This is a genomic window from Pedobacter sp. PACM 27299, assembly GCF_001412655.1.
Classification (GTDB): Bacteria; Bacteroidota; Bacteroidia; order Sphingobacteriales; family Sphingobacteriaceae; genus Pedobacter.
Window position 1 is genome coordinate 1672300 of record NZ_CP012996.1, and the last position, 17375, is coordinate 1689674.

Genomic DNA, 17375 nt, shown 5'->3' on the forward strand with positions numbered 1-17375 from the left:
TGTAGATTTATGCTTTTAAAAATTGTATAACATACCAAAGTTGATACGGACTGCATCCTTTCCTTTTTTCATACCCTGGTCAAGATGAAGTTCTTTATAGCCGATTTGGGGCTCAAAACCTACCATTAAATTGTCAAGTATGTTGTAGGAAAGGTTGAGTGTGAAGTGGTAATTGGTCATTTCATTCCATGGACTTGCAGTAGCCTCAGCTCCAGAAAAATGGTTGTAAGAAGCAATCACCATTGTATGGAATTTTGGTGTCCAGAAACGTTGATAAGAGATGAAACCAGAGTGCACATTCAAAAGATCTAATTCTCCCAATTTGTTCTCATTGGCAAAACCATCTAATCCAGAACCTCCAACTGCCAGGAAATAATCTGAAATGCCTTTTCCAACATTAAATTGTGCCTGTAAGTTGTTCACCAAGCCAGATTTCTTATTGAAAAAGATACTGGCCATCGCAGTTACTCCATAGCCATTTGCCGATTTGAATCTGTAATCCTTAGTGTCGTCCAAACCATCGACCACGTTTTTTGAATCGTATCCGATGTTTCTATAGATTCCGGCAACTTTTAAAAAGCCTCCATTGTCGTAATCGTATCTTAGGGCACCAATCGCGTCCGGCATCCTTCTTGGCGCATAATCCACACCGAGGTTTTCGCTGGTTGTATAGTCGAACAAACGGCGGGGTTCCATCTGTTCTACGGCAACTTCATAACCAGCTCTGCCTTTTTCACTGAATTTGTTTCTATAGTTCAGCTGGATTCTTCTGCTCAATACCATTCCGGTAGGGCCATCCCAATCCAATAAACTTGCCGGCCATAAATCAGGATCGCCAAAAGTCGACCAATTCTGTCCTAAGGTGAAATTGTTGTATTTAATCCAGGCATGACGCAAGCGGAATAAGGAAGTACGGTTTGGTCCGCCTTCAAAATCACCTTCCAGCATGGAACTGATTTCTTTTCCGTTTTTCAATTGAGTAGTAGTCTTGAAACGAAGCTGACTTTGCCGCATATCCACCCAGAATGCAGGTTTATTTTTACCATAAACATCATTTTCATGGATCAGAAAAGAGCTGTTTCCATGGAGATTGCCGGTGATGTCGTAAATGCCATTTAGCTTTAACCTGCCGATCAGCGCAGAGCTGACTCTGGGTTTACCATTCAGTGAGTCTTTACTTTCATATTTAATTAGCTGCGCATGCGCTTGATTCGTGAAAAAGGAACAGCCAGCAAGCAGCAACCCAACAGTAATTTTGACTTTTGTAGAGGTTGTATTCATAGGAATGATTTAGCAGGAAAATGGATAACATGAGTTTCCCTCAAGAAAAAAAGTCCTTTTAAATCGCTAGGAATAGCAATTACAAGCGTACGGAGTAATTTTTTCATAAAGAGGTAGCAGAATGAAGGAAATACTTTTGTTTCTTGAACAACCCTTTTAGTCGATAAATGTTTGAAATATATTGTAATAGTTTAATGATTGTTTTTACTAATTGATTTTCATGCAGTTAGCTTTTTTGGTTAACTTCTTTGTGGTTTTTAGCCTAATATTTGAAAATCTTAACACCTTATGAGCAGTTTTTTTTTATGGAAATTATGCTGATTCAATAATCAACGATTAACCTTTGCTTAATTGCAGTAAAATATTCGTAATCCGATAGAGTAAATTAACAGGAGCACCGTTGCATTTTTTGAGATGGACACGGTTTTTTATCCTAATTTCTTTTGATGTTGGATCTAAATGGTCCATATTTAAGTACTGTTTTAAGGGGATGATTGCGTTTTATATAAATACGGTTAAACGACTACATGAAGTTGCTGACTTTAAGTAGAAGTAAATTAAGTGAATTTAATAACTTAAAAGAAATTATGTGTCGATAAAGGGAGGTGTATCTAGAAGAGTTCAATGTGAGCAAGGAAGTCCGGGCCAAAGGCCCAAACCTCTCTCGCTTAGTACAAATATTATCTGCTCATCGCATTAATCTCATTTGATAACTCAGATTCCTTATCATCAATTTCTACCGGATTTGTATTCCCTGAACTAAATGTATCAAAAGAGAAAAATCCGGAAAAATCTAATCCTGTTTCTTCCTGTAGTGATTTCAACCCGATCCTGTATTTTTTGAATACCAGATTCTCATCAATATTCAACTGCTCAAAATCAATGTCTTCTACTAAATTTTCTTGCGATAGCTTAAAACCTGTAGCCTTTAAAATCCCTGCATCCGTCAACCAGAAAATCACCTTGTAAAATGATAAAGGAACTTGTACTCCACGAAACACAGGATCCGATTCTTTAAATATCGGGCCGTTAAAGACCGTGATTTTGTTCGTATGAGTACCTTCCTTTGTAGCGCCATTTTCCAGGACCACCTTTTCCAGTTCTCCCCAAAGCCCTTTTTTCTTGCTTTGGTTTAATGCCGCTACCTGCGGACAAGCATTCGTATACATACAAGTCCGGTCGGCATTTCTTTTCGCAATTTCTGGAGTATCTCCCCAGTTCGCATCTTCCCGCCGACTCATGTGCCCCCGGTCAAAATTGCTGTTTTTGTAGTACTGGTCATTTAACTGAATGCTGTAGTCTATCCGGTTGTCTCGCAGCCAATTGTCCTTTCTTTCAGATTTATCCTGTCTCTTTTGCAAATCCCCATCTACATTAACCGCACTAATCACTGGCATCCCTCTTACCGAATGAAATACCACACTGTAATGGTCGTACTTTAACTCAGTATCCTTCTTATTGCTGTTCAATACCGCGATGAATTTTTGTAAAGATTTTAAAGGCTGTGGCAATGGAATCCGCTGACCAAGAAAATCATCCACATATCCTCTGCAACCCGAAAAATCCATCTGATCTTCCAACTTTTTCAACTCATTGAAATCATTTAAGTCGGTTAAAGTTTTCATTTCCGGCAGGGCAGGGGCTGCTTTACTTCCTTTGCTGATTTTAACACTGATTTCTTCATTTGATTCCAGTAAACTGGAAGGAAAAGATACATTTATCATATTCGTATTTTCCATTTGATTAGAGTTTGCAGGAGTCATTGAAATTGTTTCTTCTTTTCGATCAGGTTCAGTCCCAATAACCTGAGATTGATCTTTTATTTTTAGTCCGTTTACCAAAGCATGATCTGGATAAATCTCGAAAATATCATTTAAAATAACACTAACCCGTATTCCCTCATTGGCAATCCAGTCAATCTTCCGTTCATCAATTTTTCCATTGATTTTCGGGATGATCTGGCCATCTTTATCCAGGTAATCACCAGCCTCATTTTTATTTCCGATCCCCATGTGGTGTAGAGCAACTACTTGCCATTGGTCATTAAAAACCGGGCTTCCACTGCTTCCAGGCGCCGTATCCGTTTCATACCAGATTGATGTGGGCGTAATCTTAACAAATAGATTCTGACGGATCGATAACTGCTTGTAGTCTCCATCTGGATGATGAATAATGTTAAGCCTTTCTTCCTGTTCCGCCCCTAGTTTTCCTTGTTTGGGTTCAAGAAATAAGCTGCCAATAGATTTGAGCATCACTTTACCTGTTAAATCAATAGCTTTAACGGCAACCAGGCAATAATCCAGCGCCTGATTCGCATAGAAAAAATCTGCGACGCTGAAAGAAAAAGAAACAGGTTCAATTTCTTTTCCGTTGATGTCATATTCGTAGAAAAACTGGACCTCCGCATCTGCGACACTGTCTATTTGCTGAAATACATGCCAATTGGTTAATAACAACTGCTCAGAAACCATAAATCCAGTAGCATAGCCTAAAATTCTACTTCCATTTCTACAAACAATTCTGCCTACTTTCCTTTTGCTGGAGAGAATGAGCTCAATGAAATTACTGTACACAGAATCATTGTTCCCAATTGCCCTTTCGAATGCAAAATTCAAAGGTTCTTTTGTCTCAGTCGCCAGCATTGCTACCCGCTGTTTCAGGTCTGTGGGGCTTGCATCTGTTGCTTGTACTTCAACAATTCCCCTGTCGATAGGCATAGGAGTAGCCTTCGCTGAATCTTGCTGGGCGATTTTTGAGAACCTGTGTTCAGATTCTTCTAATTGTGATAGCGAGAGTAACATAAAAAAAATGATAAATTAAGAAAATGATAGGGGCAGCTTAGCTAGGCTTTCCTGGCAAGTGTTCGAGTTTGTCTTTGAGTACCTTATATTTTTTTTCAGGTATTTAAAGGCCTTTGTGTTCAATGGCATGCCGTAGTTTTCATTCGATTGATTCAAATAACTGCTGGCCACCCGATCAAACCTTATTTTTACCTGCTGATATCGCTGCATTGTTTTCTTTTCTTCTAGATTTTCACCAACACCATTCAAATTGCCCAGGTAAACGCTGTCGGAGAGCATTGCTCCATCCGCTGAAATAAAGAAAATGTAAGGCTCTATTTGCTGGGTTAATTCTTTGTCAGCTAGTGGAATAAAGCATTTTCCTTCAGATCTCCGTGCGATATTCAGATACTGACGGCCTCTTTCGGTTTCCGGAAAGCAAATCATCAGCATGAAACTGTCGTTACTGGCTAATTCCTCTTCCTGTTGTGTATTCCAGCTGATTTCCAAACCGTTTTCCACTTTAATGATTTTTAAACCTTTAGTTTCCGGCATGTTGCCCTGACTCGGCATTACCTTACTGTAATCTATTTGGAGATCAGGGTATTCACCCTTTAAAGCATGTTTTTTATGGTAGGAGGTAGCTTGGTTATGGGCATTATGAACGGTACCTCTGGCCTGTAAACCAATACCGAGCTTAATAAAATTACCCATGGTTCTGAGCAGCTTGGTAGTCACCGCCATTGCCTGATAATTGGCCAGTTGGAGCGTGCTAGGTTTTCCTTTTTTGCCGATTAGACGTACTACCGGCTGCCCATTGAGCATATAAAAAACAAGGTTGGCGACTTTTCCATTTAAATGGCCCTGAGGGCCGTTTGGAGCGATTGCCATATTAGAGAGGTTAATGGTTTGGTAATGAGAGAACTATTGCATGGTTTACTTAAGTTGAAGATACGTATAATGTTCGGGTTATTGCCGTATTGAAGCTTTATTTCTTTAGACCTCAAACCTGATTTATGAGCATATTACTTGGAGGTTAATAGGGCTACAGGTGTTATTAGGCCCTATTAACCTCCAAGTAATATGCTCATAAAATCCTGACAAATAAAGCTTCAATATAGACGAAGTATTAGCCTGCAATAGTTATAGGAGAATGCTTAATCCTATTTCGTTCAAATGAACCCTTTTTTATGGCAAACCATCTGCCCATTTTTGCTGTTAAATAAAGAGGTGTTTATATAAAAATCCGCTTAAAATACAATACAATGGCATGGAATCCAGGTACCTATAATAAATTTAAAGAGGAGCGCTACGCGCCGTTTTACGATTTGCTGAAACTGATCAACAAAAGAGAAAATCTGAAAGTCATAGATCTTGGCTGTGGAACAGGGGAGCTGAGCCTTAAACTCCAGCAGGAGTTACCAGGGTCGAAGGTCTTGGGGATCGATGCCTCCAAGGAAATGTTACAGGAAGCCGCAACTTATGAAAATGAAAATCTGCATTTTGAACAGCTGGACATTAAATCGAAAATCGAATCTGGAGAACAGTACGACCTGATCTTTTCTAATGCAGCATTGCAATGGCTGGATCAGCACGAGCAGCTTTGGCCAGAAATAATCAAAACCCTAAAACCCGGCGGACAATTACTGGTACAGATTCCCTCAAACCATGATCATTTTACCCATCAAACACTGAAAGCAATCGCCAGGGAAAATCCTTTTAAACCAGCATTAAAAAGATGGGAGAGAAGTACAGCAGTGTTGGATATTGGTGCTTATGCGCAACTCTTATTTAAAAATGGCGCCAAAGAAATGACAATTTACGAGAAGGTCTATCCCCATATCCTGGCGGATGCAAATGCCATCTTTGAATGGACTTCTGGTACAGCAATGATCCCTTATTTGGAGCATCTTCCCGAAGACCTTAAACCCCAGTTTGCAAATGAATATAAAAACAGGCTCCAGCAGCAATACCCGGAAAAACCTGTTTTTTATCCATTTAAAAGGATCCTGATGTCAGGTCTATTTTAAATTAAGCAACTTTCTCCGTTTTATGTATAGCTGCCGGACCGTCGATAATACTTGCTGAATCGGTAACAAAACGTGCAATATGAGGTTGTGAATTGTGTAAATCTAGTCCTGCCTGACTTTCCCAGATCTCATGAAATATAAATACGTTTTTATTTTCCTGATCCTGATGCAAATCGTATTGAATACATGCCGCTTCTTTTCTGGAATCAGCAAGTAATTGTAGCAACAAGACTTTCATCGCCTCTGAATTTCCTTCTGTACTTTTTATAATCGCTGTTAAATTGATATTCATCTTTTTGTGGTTTTGATAAAGAACAAAAGTAATCAGCTTTAAGTTATTATGAAAATAACAGAAATCATAAGGAGCTATTATAATTCTGAGGACTTGAATAGGTAAGCTAAATATGGCTTTAATTAATTTAAGGATTTCGTTATAGTATTCAGTGATTTTGGCAAATAACGGAGATTTAAATTAAATCTGACTAGGTTTAGTTAACACACTCTTCTGTAGGTAGCTGAGTGGCTGAAATTTTCACACACATGAAATCTCGTTTTTCTTTTTTCCTCATTTTGTTAGCTGCGTTTACGACGAGCGTGTTTGCACAGCTAAAAAAGTCCGATGAAATCAATTGGACAGAATTTATGAAGCGACAAACCTTGCGCTGGGATACGATCGGTACCAGCTATTATGGCGGTATCCTATTAGGGAATGGACTGCTAGGTACCAATATTTACAAAGAAGATGAGCAAACCATCCGGTTTGATATTGGGCGGACAGATGTAACTGATCAGCGTCCGCATCAGGGCAGCGGTCTTTCAGAACCATTGATTTCCAGACCTAGGTTACCTATTGGCCGCATGACCATCAAAACCTTAGGAAAGATTACTGGAGCTAAAATGAGCCTTGATATTTACAATGCAACCGCAGAAGGAACGATTTATACCAGCAAGGGAACACTGAAATTCAGCTCATTTGTGCCTGCAAATACCAATGTGATCTATATCTCGGCAAAAGGAACACAGTCAGAAAAAAATATCAATTGGGAGTTCATTGCCGAAAAAAGCAAAAGTCCACGGATGAATCAGCAGAATGCTGGAAATCCAGCTGTATATCCAGAAAATCCAATACCTCAGCTTTCAAAAATTGGAGAATTTGAGTATTGCAGACAAACTTTATTAAATGATGGAGGTTATGCTACCGTATGGACGAAAAAGAAAACAGCTGATGAAAGTACAATGCTGATTTCCGTTGGGTATGATCCCAATGGGAAAGCAGATGAGGTAAAAGAAGCCACACAAGCTATTCAGGATTTTAGAAAAGTAAAATTGCCAGCGGCTCTGGCAGCACACCAAAAATGGTGGCACCAATTTTATCAGCAAAGTTTTATTTCTATTCCGGATCAGCGGATGGAAAGTTTTTACTGGATCCAGTTGTATAAACTCGCATCAGCTACCAGAGCAAATCTCCCTATGATTGATCTTATGGGGCCATGGTTCAATAGTAAAACGCCTTGGCCAGGAGTATGGTGGAACCTCAATACCCAACTTACCTACTCGCCAATATTTACAGCCAACCATTTGGAATTAGGTAAATCATTGTTTAATACAATAAACAGCAATCTTCAAAACCTGATCAATAATGTGCCGGAACCCTGGAGGAAAGACGCTGCAGCCATCGGCAGGATTTCTGGTTATGATTTAGTTGCGCCATTAGTAGAAAGCAATAAGGAAAACGGGCAGTTTGAACTCGGGAATTTAACCTGGGCCATGTTCTATTATTATCAATATTATGCTTATTCAAAAGATAAGGGGGAATTAAAGCAGCATATTTATCCACTCTTGAAACGATCAGTGAACCATCTTTTGTATCATCTGAAAAAGGATGAACAGGGAATCCTGCATCTGCCTTCCTCTTTTTCGCCGGAATATAAGTATGCGGAAGATGCAATTATGCGCTTTCTAGCCTGCGCTGGGGCTTATTCACCTTAATCGACCTCAATAAAAAAGAAGGGTTTCAAGATGCTGATATAAATAAATGGGAAGAGGTGATGAAAAATCTGGTGCCTTACCCTGTCAATGAAACTGGATTGATGATCGGTAAGGATGTCAGTTTAACGAGCTCTCATCGACATTATTCTCATTTAATGATGATCTACCCTTATCATTTGATGACGCCTGTTAATGTCAGCAATCAGGCTTTAATTGAAAAGTCTTTGAACCACTGGCTTTCATTGAAAGGCGCTTTGCAAGGCTATACTTTTACCGGTGCTGCATCTATCAATGCAATGATGGGAAAAGGTGACCGAGCTTACGATTTGCTGAACCAGCTTTTTGATCATTACATACAGCCAAATACGCTGTACCAGGAGTCCGGCCCCGTAATTGAAACCCCATTGTCTGCTGCAACTTCTATTCAGGAATTGCTTATTCAGAGCTGGGGAAATAAAATCAGAATATTTCCAGCAATCCCTGAAATTTGGAGCAATGTTTCTTTTGATCAGCTGCGTACTGAAGGTGGCTTCCTGATTTCTGCCAGTAGAGTAAACGGAAAAACTCAGTTCATTAAGGTTTATAGCACAAAAGGGGATACCTGCAGAGTGGAAACCGATATGAAAGTAAGTCTCGTAAACTCTGATAAAAGAAAAGAACTTGCTTTCTCCGTTGTCCAAAATGATGGAAAAATGAATATCAGTTTCTCAACGTTACCAGGTGAGACCATTTTTCTTTCTGAAGGTAATGATCAGCATCAATTTAAGGTACTTCCCGTTAGGGCAAACATTAAAGAAAACTGGAGCTGGGGCTTGAAAACAAAACCTTAACCTTTTTAAGCAAATAGGCCTTAATCATAAATTTGAAATAACCATTTAAAGTGTAATTTGTTGTGAAGTAATTAATTTTAATTATTGAATGCTTTGGTAAAAGTGACAATTGAGGGTAAACTAAAAGTTTGTATACTTGTCTTGGTGCTGGTTAACTGCCAATACCAAATAAAGCTAAGATGGACAGAAAGAAAAAGAAGCAGGCGGCAATTAAGTCGGCAGCTAATGTTGAACAGCAGCGTAAAGCATTAAAAGCGCGCTTTTTGGAGCGCTCAAAGGAGATCATTACATTAATGGGAGCTAGTGTACTCCTGGAAAAGTTCAATAGTCTTTTTTTAGATAAACTTTATGAACTCCGTTATCCGGTGTTAAAAGCCAAAGCTGCTCCGGGATCTGAAATCAATAAGACCAAGGTGGTACAATTCAATAAACTGCTGCAGCAGTTTATGCTGGATGTAGAAATTCCGCTGGCCAATGACATTAAAATTCCAATTGCATGGTATTTATCAGAAGGGATGACTTTAAGAGACAGCATCGGAGAACTGGATACACAGGGGAATCCTGATCTAGAGAAGGTTAAAGTACTTTTTTCCTACTATTCACATGAGGGGGAATTTCATCGTCACCTGCAAGAGCTGTTGATTACTTTGGTCACCGATGTCTGTACGACGCTGAGCGATTTTGATGAGTATATTTATAGAACTGATCTTTCGATGACCCCATATTTTGCGGAGTATAATCCAGATAATGACATCATGATCCATGCTTTTAAACCAAAGAAAGAAAAGGTAGAGACCAAGAAAGGGATGCGAAATGCAATCCGTTTAGGCTGGCCATCTGATGAATTTAAATGGCTGCATAAAAATGTCAAACCCTCATTGCTGGGCTTCAACAGCAATGGCTTAGATGTCCCATTAGCGCTTTATATCAGTACACATACTTTGGATAGGTTGAGGGAAAGACTCAATATTACCCCTGGTATCATGCACCAGATTCTGTTGCTCAGCTTCCTGGAACCAAAGATAAATCACCGCTGGAATGGAGATAAAAGCCATGTTGAATTTAGATTGGCGGGAGAGAAAGTGGGCTACCTTGTAGTAGAGCTGCATGGCAGTATTTTAATGATTCATACCTTTTTGTTTCTCACCAATAATGGTACTTACGAAGGTGAAAAACTTGGACGTCTATTAAGTGTCGTTAAAGAAGATAAGAAGTATCTGGAAATTGATACGCTTCCTGCTTTTAATGCTTACCATATAGACCAAAATGAGAAATTAAGTAAATTGTTTATAGCGGCAGGCTGCGGCTCTTTATTGAAACTTGGGAACCTTAAAGAATTTACCATGAATCAAGTGGCAGATAAAGATTCGGAATCTATTTTGCATTATTTGGCCAATGCCGCCTATTTCAGAAAGCAGGAAAATAACTGAGTCAATAGGACAACTGAATAAATTGTCAGTTAGGATACGCTGATCCTTTAGCGCAGTTTATACAGTTGAAACCATTATTGTAGCAATGAAATTGAATCCTACTCATGTAGTTTTTCAATTTCTGGAATTGGCAATCCAGTTACTTTTGAAATAATCTCCATCGAGACTCGCTCTTTCTTTAGTTTTTTTGCAGTAATTATGCCGTTTTTCCTTCTTTCTTCTGTCTTTCCCTCAACTTTGCCTTTTGCGATTCCTACCGGTACTTGTGTTAATTTGCCCATGTTTTTAAGAATATATAACCATTTATCTAAATCTGTTTCCAATTCTGCTTCTGTTTTATTGAAACAGGGTAATTCAATGAATTTAAAACCAAGCTTATTATAAAATAGCTTGGCAGTGTCTTTGTTCATTAAGGCGATGTCCTGCAGATAAGATCCCGCTTCGCTGTCTGCGAGTTTGAAATCCATCAATGCAATCACATATACACCCTCTAAAGGTTCCTTCCAACGTCCTCCGGCAGCAATTTGTTTCTGGATCGATCTTGATAAGTAAAAAATACATCGATCCCTGAAATGCTGTTGTTTCTCCCGCTGCATTTTAATAATGAGATGCTCACCATTATCTGTTGTACAGGCAATGTCAAAGTATACTTTTTTAAAGGTCTCTTCATCTCCTGTAAGCGCTGTTGGCCGATAAGTAACATCCACAATCTTCCTTTCTCACTTTAAAAAGCGCATTTAGAAAAGAAATCAATAAGTCTTTATTCGCATCCGTACCAAACAGGTGCTTAAAGCCGAAATCGGTTAAAGGATTAAGGAAGGGATATACAACAGGAACAGCATCAACAGTAATCATATACAAAAGTTTCTAGATTAACATCTGTATTTAAAACCAGAACAACCACTTAAAGTATAATTATTTATTAATAAATTAATTTGCTTACCAGATAGCAGCGATTCCTATAAATAATAGGTGCTGGAATCCTATAAATCTGGAACTGGAAAGAGCTTAGGCAGACATGAGGTAAATTAAATTCAGCTGAACTGATAAAATATAGCCTGGTCATGGGAGAGGAGGAAGCCAAAATTCCTTAATCATTTGACAGAAAAACTCAGCTTATTTTCAGCAAATCTGACGTCCTTTGGATAACACACTTGAAACCATAATAATAATGAAGCTTTACCGGAACATTTTCCTGCTTACCCTGAGCAACTCTTTTCTCCTTGCGTTCAGCAGCGGAGCTTTCGCTCAATCTTCTGATGTGACTGTTTTCTTTAAAAAGCCAGCACTCTCATTTCAGGAAGCTTTACCCTTAGGGAATGGCCGGATTGGTGCTTTGATTGCTGGAAATCCAAACAAAGATAAAATTACCCTGAATGAGATCACTTTATGGTCTGGTGGAGTACAGGATGCGGATAGAGAAAATGCCCATCAATATTTGAAGCCTATTCAGGATTACCTGTTAAAAGGACAGAATAAAGAGGCTCAGGAACTACTTCAACAGCAATTTGTCGCAAAAGGAGCGGGATCTGGAAACGGAAATGGTAAAAATGCACCTTATGGTGCTTACCAGACCATGGGAAATCTGTTGATCAGTTGGAAAGACACAACAGCCGCTTATACTGATTACAGCAGGGTACTGAATTTAGAAAAAGCGATGGCGACGACCAAATGGAAGCGCAATGGTGTTAATTATAGTCAGCAAGCCCTGGTGAGTATTCCTGGAAATGTGATGATGATCAAAATCAGCGCTTCCGAAAAAGGAAAGATCAGTTTCAGCACCAGCATCAATAGGAAAGAAAATACGACTGTCAAAGTGGAGGGGCAGACCTTGATGATGAACGGTCAGCTGCCAAATGGAAAAGTTGCCGGACTGCGGTTCGCTGCAGGCTTACAAGTGCAGACAAGAGGTGGACAAAAGGTAATTAAAGGGAATGAAATTACAGTCAATAATGCAGATGAGGTGATTTTAATCTGGACTGCTGCAACGGATTATAACGTTGCAGATTATAACAAACGCGGAGCAGATCCAACAGCAACAGTAAAAAATAACCTGATGGCTGCGGGAAAATTAACTCCGCTGCAAATAGAAAAAGCACATTTAACTGCATTTGGCGGATTTTTTAATAGAAATAGGTTTTCTTTAAAAGGAGCAAGCCCGGAGGTTTCTCCATTGAGTACACCGGAACGTATGGAGCGCTATGCCAAACAATTACCAGATCCCCAGTTTCCGGTATTGTACTATAATTTCGGCCGTTACCTGTTAATTTCTTCTTCCCAGCCAGGGAGCTTACCTGCCAATTTACAAGGGCTTTGGGCAGAAGAATACCAAACGCCATGGAACGGAGATTATCATTTGAACATTAATATTCAGATGAATTACTGGCTGGCTGAACCTACCGGATTAGGTGATCTTGCCACTCCTTTACATCAATTTATCGCCGGTCTGGTGAAGCCAGGATCAAAAACGGCAAAAGCATATTATAATGCCCCAGGATGGGTAGCACACGTTATCGCGAATCCATGGGGATACACTTCTCCTGGAGAAGGCGCGGATTGGGGCTCTACTTTAACCGGTGGTGCCTGGTTGTGCGAACACCTTTGGGAGCATTATAAATTCACAAACGATAAAGCATTCTTAGCAAAATATTACCCCGTATTTAAAGAAGCAGCTACCTTTTTATCGGCCATTCTAATCGAAGAACCGGAACATAAATGGCTAGTGACCGCTCCTTCTAACTCGCCTGAAAACACTTATATCATGCCAAATGGTTTCAAAGGGCAAACGGCAATGGGCCCAACGATGGACATGCAGATTTGTAGGGAGATTTTTGGCTACAGTATTGAAGCCGCAAAGATTTTGGGTAAAGATCAGGAATGGGCCACGGAATTAGCGGGTATCAGGAAACGTTTGGCGCCCAATCAGATCGGTGCGGCAGGTGATGTTAATGAATGGCTGAGCGATTGGAAAGATGCTGAACCTACTCACCGTCACGTATCCCAGCTTTATGGCTTACATCCTTATGAAGAAATTACTCCATGGGATAGTCCGGAATTGGCGAAAGCTGCACGCGAAAGTCTGATTCAAAGAGGAGATGGTGGTACGGGATGGTCTAAAGCATGGAAAATCAACCATTGGGCAAGATTAGGCGATGGAGACCATGCGCTGAAATTGTTCAGACAGCTGGTCACCTTAGTAGATCCTGCAAGAAAACTAAATATGCATTCTGGTGGAACTTATCCAAATTTATTCTGTGCACATCCTCCCTTCCAGATTGACGGTAATTTTGGTGGTACTTCCGGGATTGCAGAAATGCTGATGCAAAGTCACGGAAGCGACAATGTAATCCGTTTGCTGCCTGCCTTGCCTTCCGATAAGGATTGGAAAGATGGAACTGTGAAAGGAATGCGCGCAAGAAATGCTTTTGTAGTGGATTTCGACTGGGAAAATGGTGTCTTAAAGAAAGGAAATATCCTGGCTTTAAACGGCGGTACGTGTAATGTTGAACTGCCTGATAATATGCTGGTTAAAGATAGACAAGGAAAAGTTATTGCCAAAACAGACAAACAAGGCATTCTTAGCTTTAAAGCCCTTAAAGGTGCAAATTACACCTTCGAAAAGGCATAGTACTCCCTCAATATCGTATTTAGTTACTCCGGAATAATCCCCCTCCCCCCACCGGAGTAACAAAAATACGTCCTGAATTTGTTGTTACGCAAGCGTTTGCGCAAGATTCGCTGGACTAAGTCAGCAACACAATCATTATATTCGTTTAGTAAGGTAGGAGGTCATTTCTGCCCGGAATCAACCTAAACCAAATAACCAAACCAAACCACATCACCAAAACCAACACAAATGAAACCTAATCGTAGAAAGTTTTTACAACAACTGGCTATTGGCTCCAGCGCGGTAGCGATGGGCCTTCCTGCTTTTTCAAAATCTCCTGCATCAGCTGAAACTTTATCAAATGAAGCGCCTTTACTTTATCCAAATACCAGTGGCGCAAGATTTAATATGTCAGGTTATGCTGCACCGAAAATCGATAAAGTAAAGATCGGTTTTATTGGTCTGGGGATGCGTGGACCAGGAGCTGTAAGCAGGATGTCTTTTATTGAAGGTGTCGAAATTAAAGCACTTTGCGATAAACTTCCGGAAAGAGCTACAGCAGCACAGAAATACCTGGAGAAAAAAGGTCTGCCTAAAGCAAAAGAATATTCCGGCGAAAACGGCTGGAAGGACATGATCAATAACGAAGATCTTGACCTGATTTATATCTGTACCCCATGGCATTTACATACGCCAATGGCTGTTTATGCAATGGAACATGGTAAACATGCTGCCACAGAGGTTCCTGCAGCTTTAACCTTAGAGGAATGCTGGCAATTGGTAGAAACATCAGAGCGTAACCGTAAGCATTGCATGATGCTGGAAAATTGCTGTTATGATTTCTTCGAAATGCTGACCCTTAACATGGTGCGTCAAGGTTTATTTGGTGAATTGATCCATGCAGAAGGTGCTTATATCCATGATCTTTTAGGATTGAACTTTGATAAGAAGGGTTATGAAAACATGTGGAGATTAAAAGAAAATATTGACTTCAATGGAAATATTTACCCGACACATGGTTTGGGCCCGATTGCACAATGTATGAATATCAACAGAGGTGATAAAATGGACTATTTAGTGTCTATGTCTTCCAATGATTTCATGATGGCTGCAGAGGCGAAGAAAAAAGCGGAAAAAGACGCTTTCTTCAACCAGTTTGTAGGAAAGAACTTTAGAGGCAACATGAATACCACCACCATCAGAACCAATAAAGGGAAAACGATGATGCTGCAGCATGATGTAACTTCTCCACGTCCATACTCCAGAATTCATTTGTTGAGCGGTACGAAAGGTTTTGCCAGTAAATGGCCGGAACCAGAACGTATTGCTTTTGGAGAAGAATGGATAAAAGAAGCGGAAATGAAAAAATTATATGATGATTATACTCCTCCATTGATCAAACATGTAGGAGAGATCGCCAAGAAAGTAGGGGGACATGGTGGAATGGACTTCATGATGGACTGGAGATTAATCGATTGCCTGCGCAACGGTTTACCATTGGATCAGAATGTATATGACGCTGCATCATGGAGCTGTATTGTTCCTTTGAGTAAGAAATCAGTAGCGAAAAGATCAACCAGTATTGATATTCCTGATTTTACCAGAGGGAACTGGACTACCAATAAACCAGTTGATCTTACCTTAGACGGTGGTGGCAATACCAAAGTTAGAGCAACCAAGTAAACCCATCCCTAATCGTCATTACGATATCATAATGAATAGGCTGGGTTAGCGCAAACGTTTGTGTTAACCCAGTTTCATTTCTCTTTTCCTATCTTTGCAGCAATGAAGCTTGCGTTGCAAACCCCAAAATATCTGATAGTTATCGGTCTGGCAGTCTTTCTGTGCATTACCGGCGTTACCTTTTTTACCGGACGTTTTCTGGAATATCGAATTAAAAGCATCGCTGATTTTGCGGGACGTAACGTGTACCGTCAGAAGGTATTGGTTTATCAATATGAATTTGGCAATATTTTAAAGGGCACAGAAGTGGCCGCCACGCTGTTTCCAGAACTTAGGAGTGATATCAGCGAGGAGAGCTTAATGCAGACCCTTGGTACGGTGTTAATGGCTGATGGTAAGGTGAATAAGGCCTACTATGCGCTCATCAAAGGAAAAGATACTTCTTTTGTCTACCTGATTCGAAACGCTGCTTCCTTTCAGAAAGTATCCATGCCTAAGTATGTAAAGGCCTGGGCAAAGCAGCAATTTTTGGCCAATGATACTAGTAATGCAAGAGGGCAGCAGACTAAATTGACCCCTGCTGTGCATTTGCTTACGGCCAGCAGTACTGTAGAATCGGCTGGAGGTCGCTTGCTCACCGGCTTAGATATTGACCTGGCCGAATTACAGCGTGCTTTCGTTTCTGTAGATACTAAAGGGCAATCCTATGCGATTGTGGTAGATGAAAATGGTTTCTGCATCACCAGTCCGGATGAAAAACAAGTAGGACAGCAGCTATTTAATCCTAAGCAGGATACTTTATTTAATTCGGTGCATCCTTTTGGAAAAGTTCATCAGGAAATAGTTGAATCAGATTATCTAGGTGTCCCAGTTACCCGTTATTATCTTCCAAATCAAATCAATGGTCTGAACTGGACCATTATTGTCGATATTCCAAATCTCGTGTTGGATGAGGATGTGGCGCAGATTAGAAAATACTCCATTGACATGGGATTGATAGCGGTCGCCATTATTGTTGGACTGATCTGGTTCTATCAGCGGAAATGGCAAAAGGAATTCTTGCTGCGTAGGGAAGTTGAAATCAACCGTCAGGAATTACTGATGGAAAAACAGGCCTTGAAGCTCCTTGCGGAAACACATGAAAAAGAGAATGCCATGCTGCAGTTGAGTAAATTAAAAGAAAAGGTAAATCCCCATTTTCTTTTCAACTCCCTCAGCTCCTTAAATGCGCTGATTGCAGAGGATACGGAGCTTGCTAAGTCATTTGTAGTGAAACTATCGAGAGTATACCGGTATGTGCTGGAATCTTACCCCAGCGGGCTGGCTCCAGTAGCCGAAGAGCTGCGCTTTATGAAGGAGTATTTCTTCCTGCTAAAGATCCGTTTTGGCGATGCACTGGCACCTTTGGACCTCCAGATTGAAGAAAGATTATTTGAAGGTGAAATCCCTTTTATGAGCCTGCAGACACTGATCGAAAATGCGGTTAAACATAACATTCTTTCCAAAGAAAAACCACTAAAAATCACTATTTCCAGTGAGAAAAACACCATAATCGTGAGCAATAACCTCCAATTGCGCACAGATGTCAAAGATTCCGGGAAGCAGGGGCTGAACTACCTGCAAAGTATCTATTCTTATTTTGGAAATCAAGGCTTTAACTACGGTGTCGAATACGAATACTTCAAATGTTATTTACCTGTTTTACATTTAACTGAATAGTAATCAGGACACAATATTAAGTTAAC

Annotated in this window: 11 protein-coding genes and 1 pseudogene; 7 read left to right on the plus strand and 5 right to left on the minus strand. The window is 40.1% G+C overall.

The genetic code is table 11. The annotated features are described in order from the left end of the window. Positions 1-15: 15 nt before the first annotated feature. The 3 genes from AQ505_RS07165 to AQ505_RS07175 all read right to left on the minus strand — a co-directional run bounded on the left by AQ505_RS07165 (position 16) and on the right by AQ505_RS07175 (position 4952). The gene (locus tag AQ505_RS07165) at positions 16-1281 is read right to left on the minus strand and encodes a hypothetical protein (RefSeq protein WP_062547549.1); all 1266 of its coding nucleotides are present in this window, start codon (positions 1279-1281) and stop codon (positions 16-18) included. 680 nt (positions 1282-1961) lie between these two features. Continuing rightward, positions 1962-4082: a DNA/RNA non-specific endonuclease gene (locus AQ505_RS07170; protein ID WP_062547550.1), complete on the minus strand. Its 2121-nt coding sequence runs from the start codon at positions 4080-4082 to the stop codon at positions 1962-1964. Between the two features lie 15 nt (positions 4083-4097). Continuing rightward, positions 4098-4952, minus strand: coding sequence for a DUF6266 family protein (locus AQ505_RS07175; RefSeq protein ID WP_062547551.1), 855 nt, complete (start codon positions 4950-4952; stop codon positions 4098-4100). A gap of 374 nt (positions 4953-5326) precedes the next feature. Here AQ505_RS07175 and AQ505_RS07180 point away from each other — a divergent pair, with 374 nt between their 5' ends. After that, on the plus strand, positions 5327-6091 hold the full coding sequence (locus AQ505_RS07180) for a methyltransferase domain-containing protein (protein WP_062547552.1): 765 nt from the start codon (positions 5327-5329) through the stop codon (positions 6089-6091). Between the two features lies 1 nt (position 6092). Here AQ505_RS07180 and AQ505_RS07185 read toward each other — a convergent pair whose 3' ends face one another. Beyond that, positions 6093-6383, minus strand: a complete 291-nt coding sequence (locus AQ505_RS07185; protein ID WP_082461442.1) for a putative quinol monooxygenase — start codon at positions 6381-6383, stop codon at positions 6093-6095. Positions 6384-6733: 350 nt separating this feature from the next. On the opposite strand from AQ505_RS07185, the gene AQ505_RS07190 reads away from it, so the two are divergent. From AQ505_RS07190 to AQ505_RS07200, 3 genes are all read left to right on the plus strand, one after another. After that, on the plus strand, positions 6734-8080 hold the full coding sequence (locus tag AQ505_RS07190; protein WP_197286320.1) for a glycosyl hydrolase family 95 catalytic domain-containing protein: 1347 nt from the start codon (positions 6734-6736) through the stop codon (positions 8078-8080). Positions 8081-8136: 56 nt separating this feature from the next. Further along, entirely contained in the window at positions 8137-8910 is a 774-nt protein-coding gene (locus AQ505_RS07195; RefSeq protein WP_442952122.1) for a glycoside hydrolase family 95-like protein, read from the plus strand. Between the two features lie 179 nt (positions 8911-9089). Further along, positions 9090-10340 (plus strand): hypothetical protein, encoded by a 1251-nt coding sequence (locus AQ505_RS07200; protein ID WP_062547555.1) that lies wholly within the window; start codon positions 9090-9092, stop codon positions 10338-10340. Between the two features lie 98 nt (positions 10341-10438). Here the strand turns inward: AQ505_RS07200 and AQ505_RS07205 are convergent. Continuing rightward, positions 10439-11195 (minus strand): annotated as a pseudogene (locus AQ505_RS07205) (Rpn family recombination-promoting nuclease/putative transposase). Positions 11196-11511: 316 nt separating this feature from the next. On the opposite strand from AQ505_RS07205, the gene AQ505_RS07215 reads away from it, so the two are divergent. The 3 genes from AQ505_RS07215 to AQ505_RS07225 all read left to right on the plus strand — a co-directional run bounded on the left by AQ505_RS07215 (position 11512) and on the right by AQ505_RS07225 (position 17349). After that, the gene (locus AQ505_RS07215) at positions 11512-13968 is read left to right on the plus strand and encodes a glycosyl hydrolase family 95 catalytic domain-containing protein (RefSeq protein ID WP_082461445.1); all 2457 of its coding nucleotides are present in this window, start codon (positions 11512-11514) and stop codon (positions 13966-13968) included. 228 nt (positions 13969-14196) lie between these two features. After that, positions 14197-15630 carry a Gfo/Idh/MocA family protein gene (locus AQ505_RS07220; RefSeq protein WP_062547558.1) on the plus strand — a complete coding sequence of 478 codons (1434 nt, stop codon included), beginning with the start codon at positions 14197-14199 and terminating at the stop codon, positions 15628-15630. A 102-nt stretch (positions 15631-15732) separates the two neighbouring features. Continuing rightward, positions 15733-17349, plus strand: a complete 1617-nt coding sequence (locus tag AQ505_RS07225; protein WP_062547559.1) for a histidine kinase — start codon at positions 15733-15735, stop codon at positions 17347-17349. The last annotated feature ends 26 nt before the right edge of the window (positions 17350-17375 follow it).

Bases quoted from the DNA above. Each gene is read 5' to 3' on its own strand.
- AQ505_RS07190 (WP_197286320.1), top strand. From the start codon at position 6,734: ATGAAGCGACAAACCTTGCGCTGGGATACGATCGGTACCAGCTATTAT.
- AQ505_RS07170 (WP_062547550.1), bottom strand. From the start codon at position 4,082: ATGTTACTCTCGCTATCACAATTAGAAGAATCTGAACACAGGTTCTCA.
- AQ505_RS07180 (WP_062547552.1), top strand. From the start codon at position 5,327: ATGGCATGGAATCCAGGTACCTATAATAAATTTAAAGAGGAGCGCTAC.
- AQ505_RS07175 (WP_062547551.1), bottom strand. From the start codon at position 4,952: ATGGCAATCGCTCCAAACGGCCCTCAGGGCCATTTAAATGGAAAAGTC.
- AQ505_RS07185 (WP_082461442.1), bottom strand. From the start codon at position 6,383: ATGAATATCAATTTAACAGCGATTATAAAAAGTACAGAAGGAAATTCA.
- AQ505_RS07215 (WP_082461445.1), top strand. From the start codon at position 11,512: ATGAAGCTTTACCGGAACATTTTCCTGCTTACCCTGAGCAACTCTTTT.
- AQ505_RS07220 (WP_062547558.1), top strand. From the start codon at position 14,197: ATGAAACCTAATCGTAGAAAGTTTTTACAACAACTGGCTATTGGCTCC.
- AQ505_RS07200 (WP_062547555.1), top strand. From the start codon at position 9,090: ATGGACAGAAAGAAAAAGAAGCAGGCGGCAATTAAGTCGGCAGCTAAT.
- AQ505_RS07165 (WP_062547549.1), bottom strand. From the start codon at position 1,281: ATGAATACAACCTCTACAAAAGTCAAAATTACTGTTGGGTTGCTGCTT.
- AQ505_RS07225 (WP_062547559.1), top strand. From the start codon at position 15,733: ATGAAGCTTGCGTTGCAAACCCCAAAATATCTGATAGTTATCGGTCTG.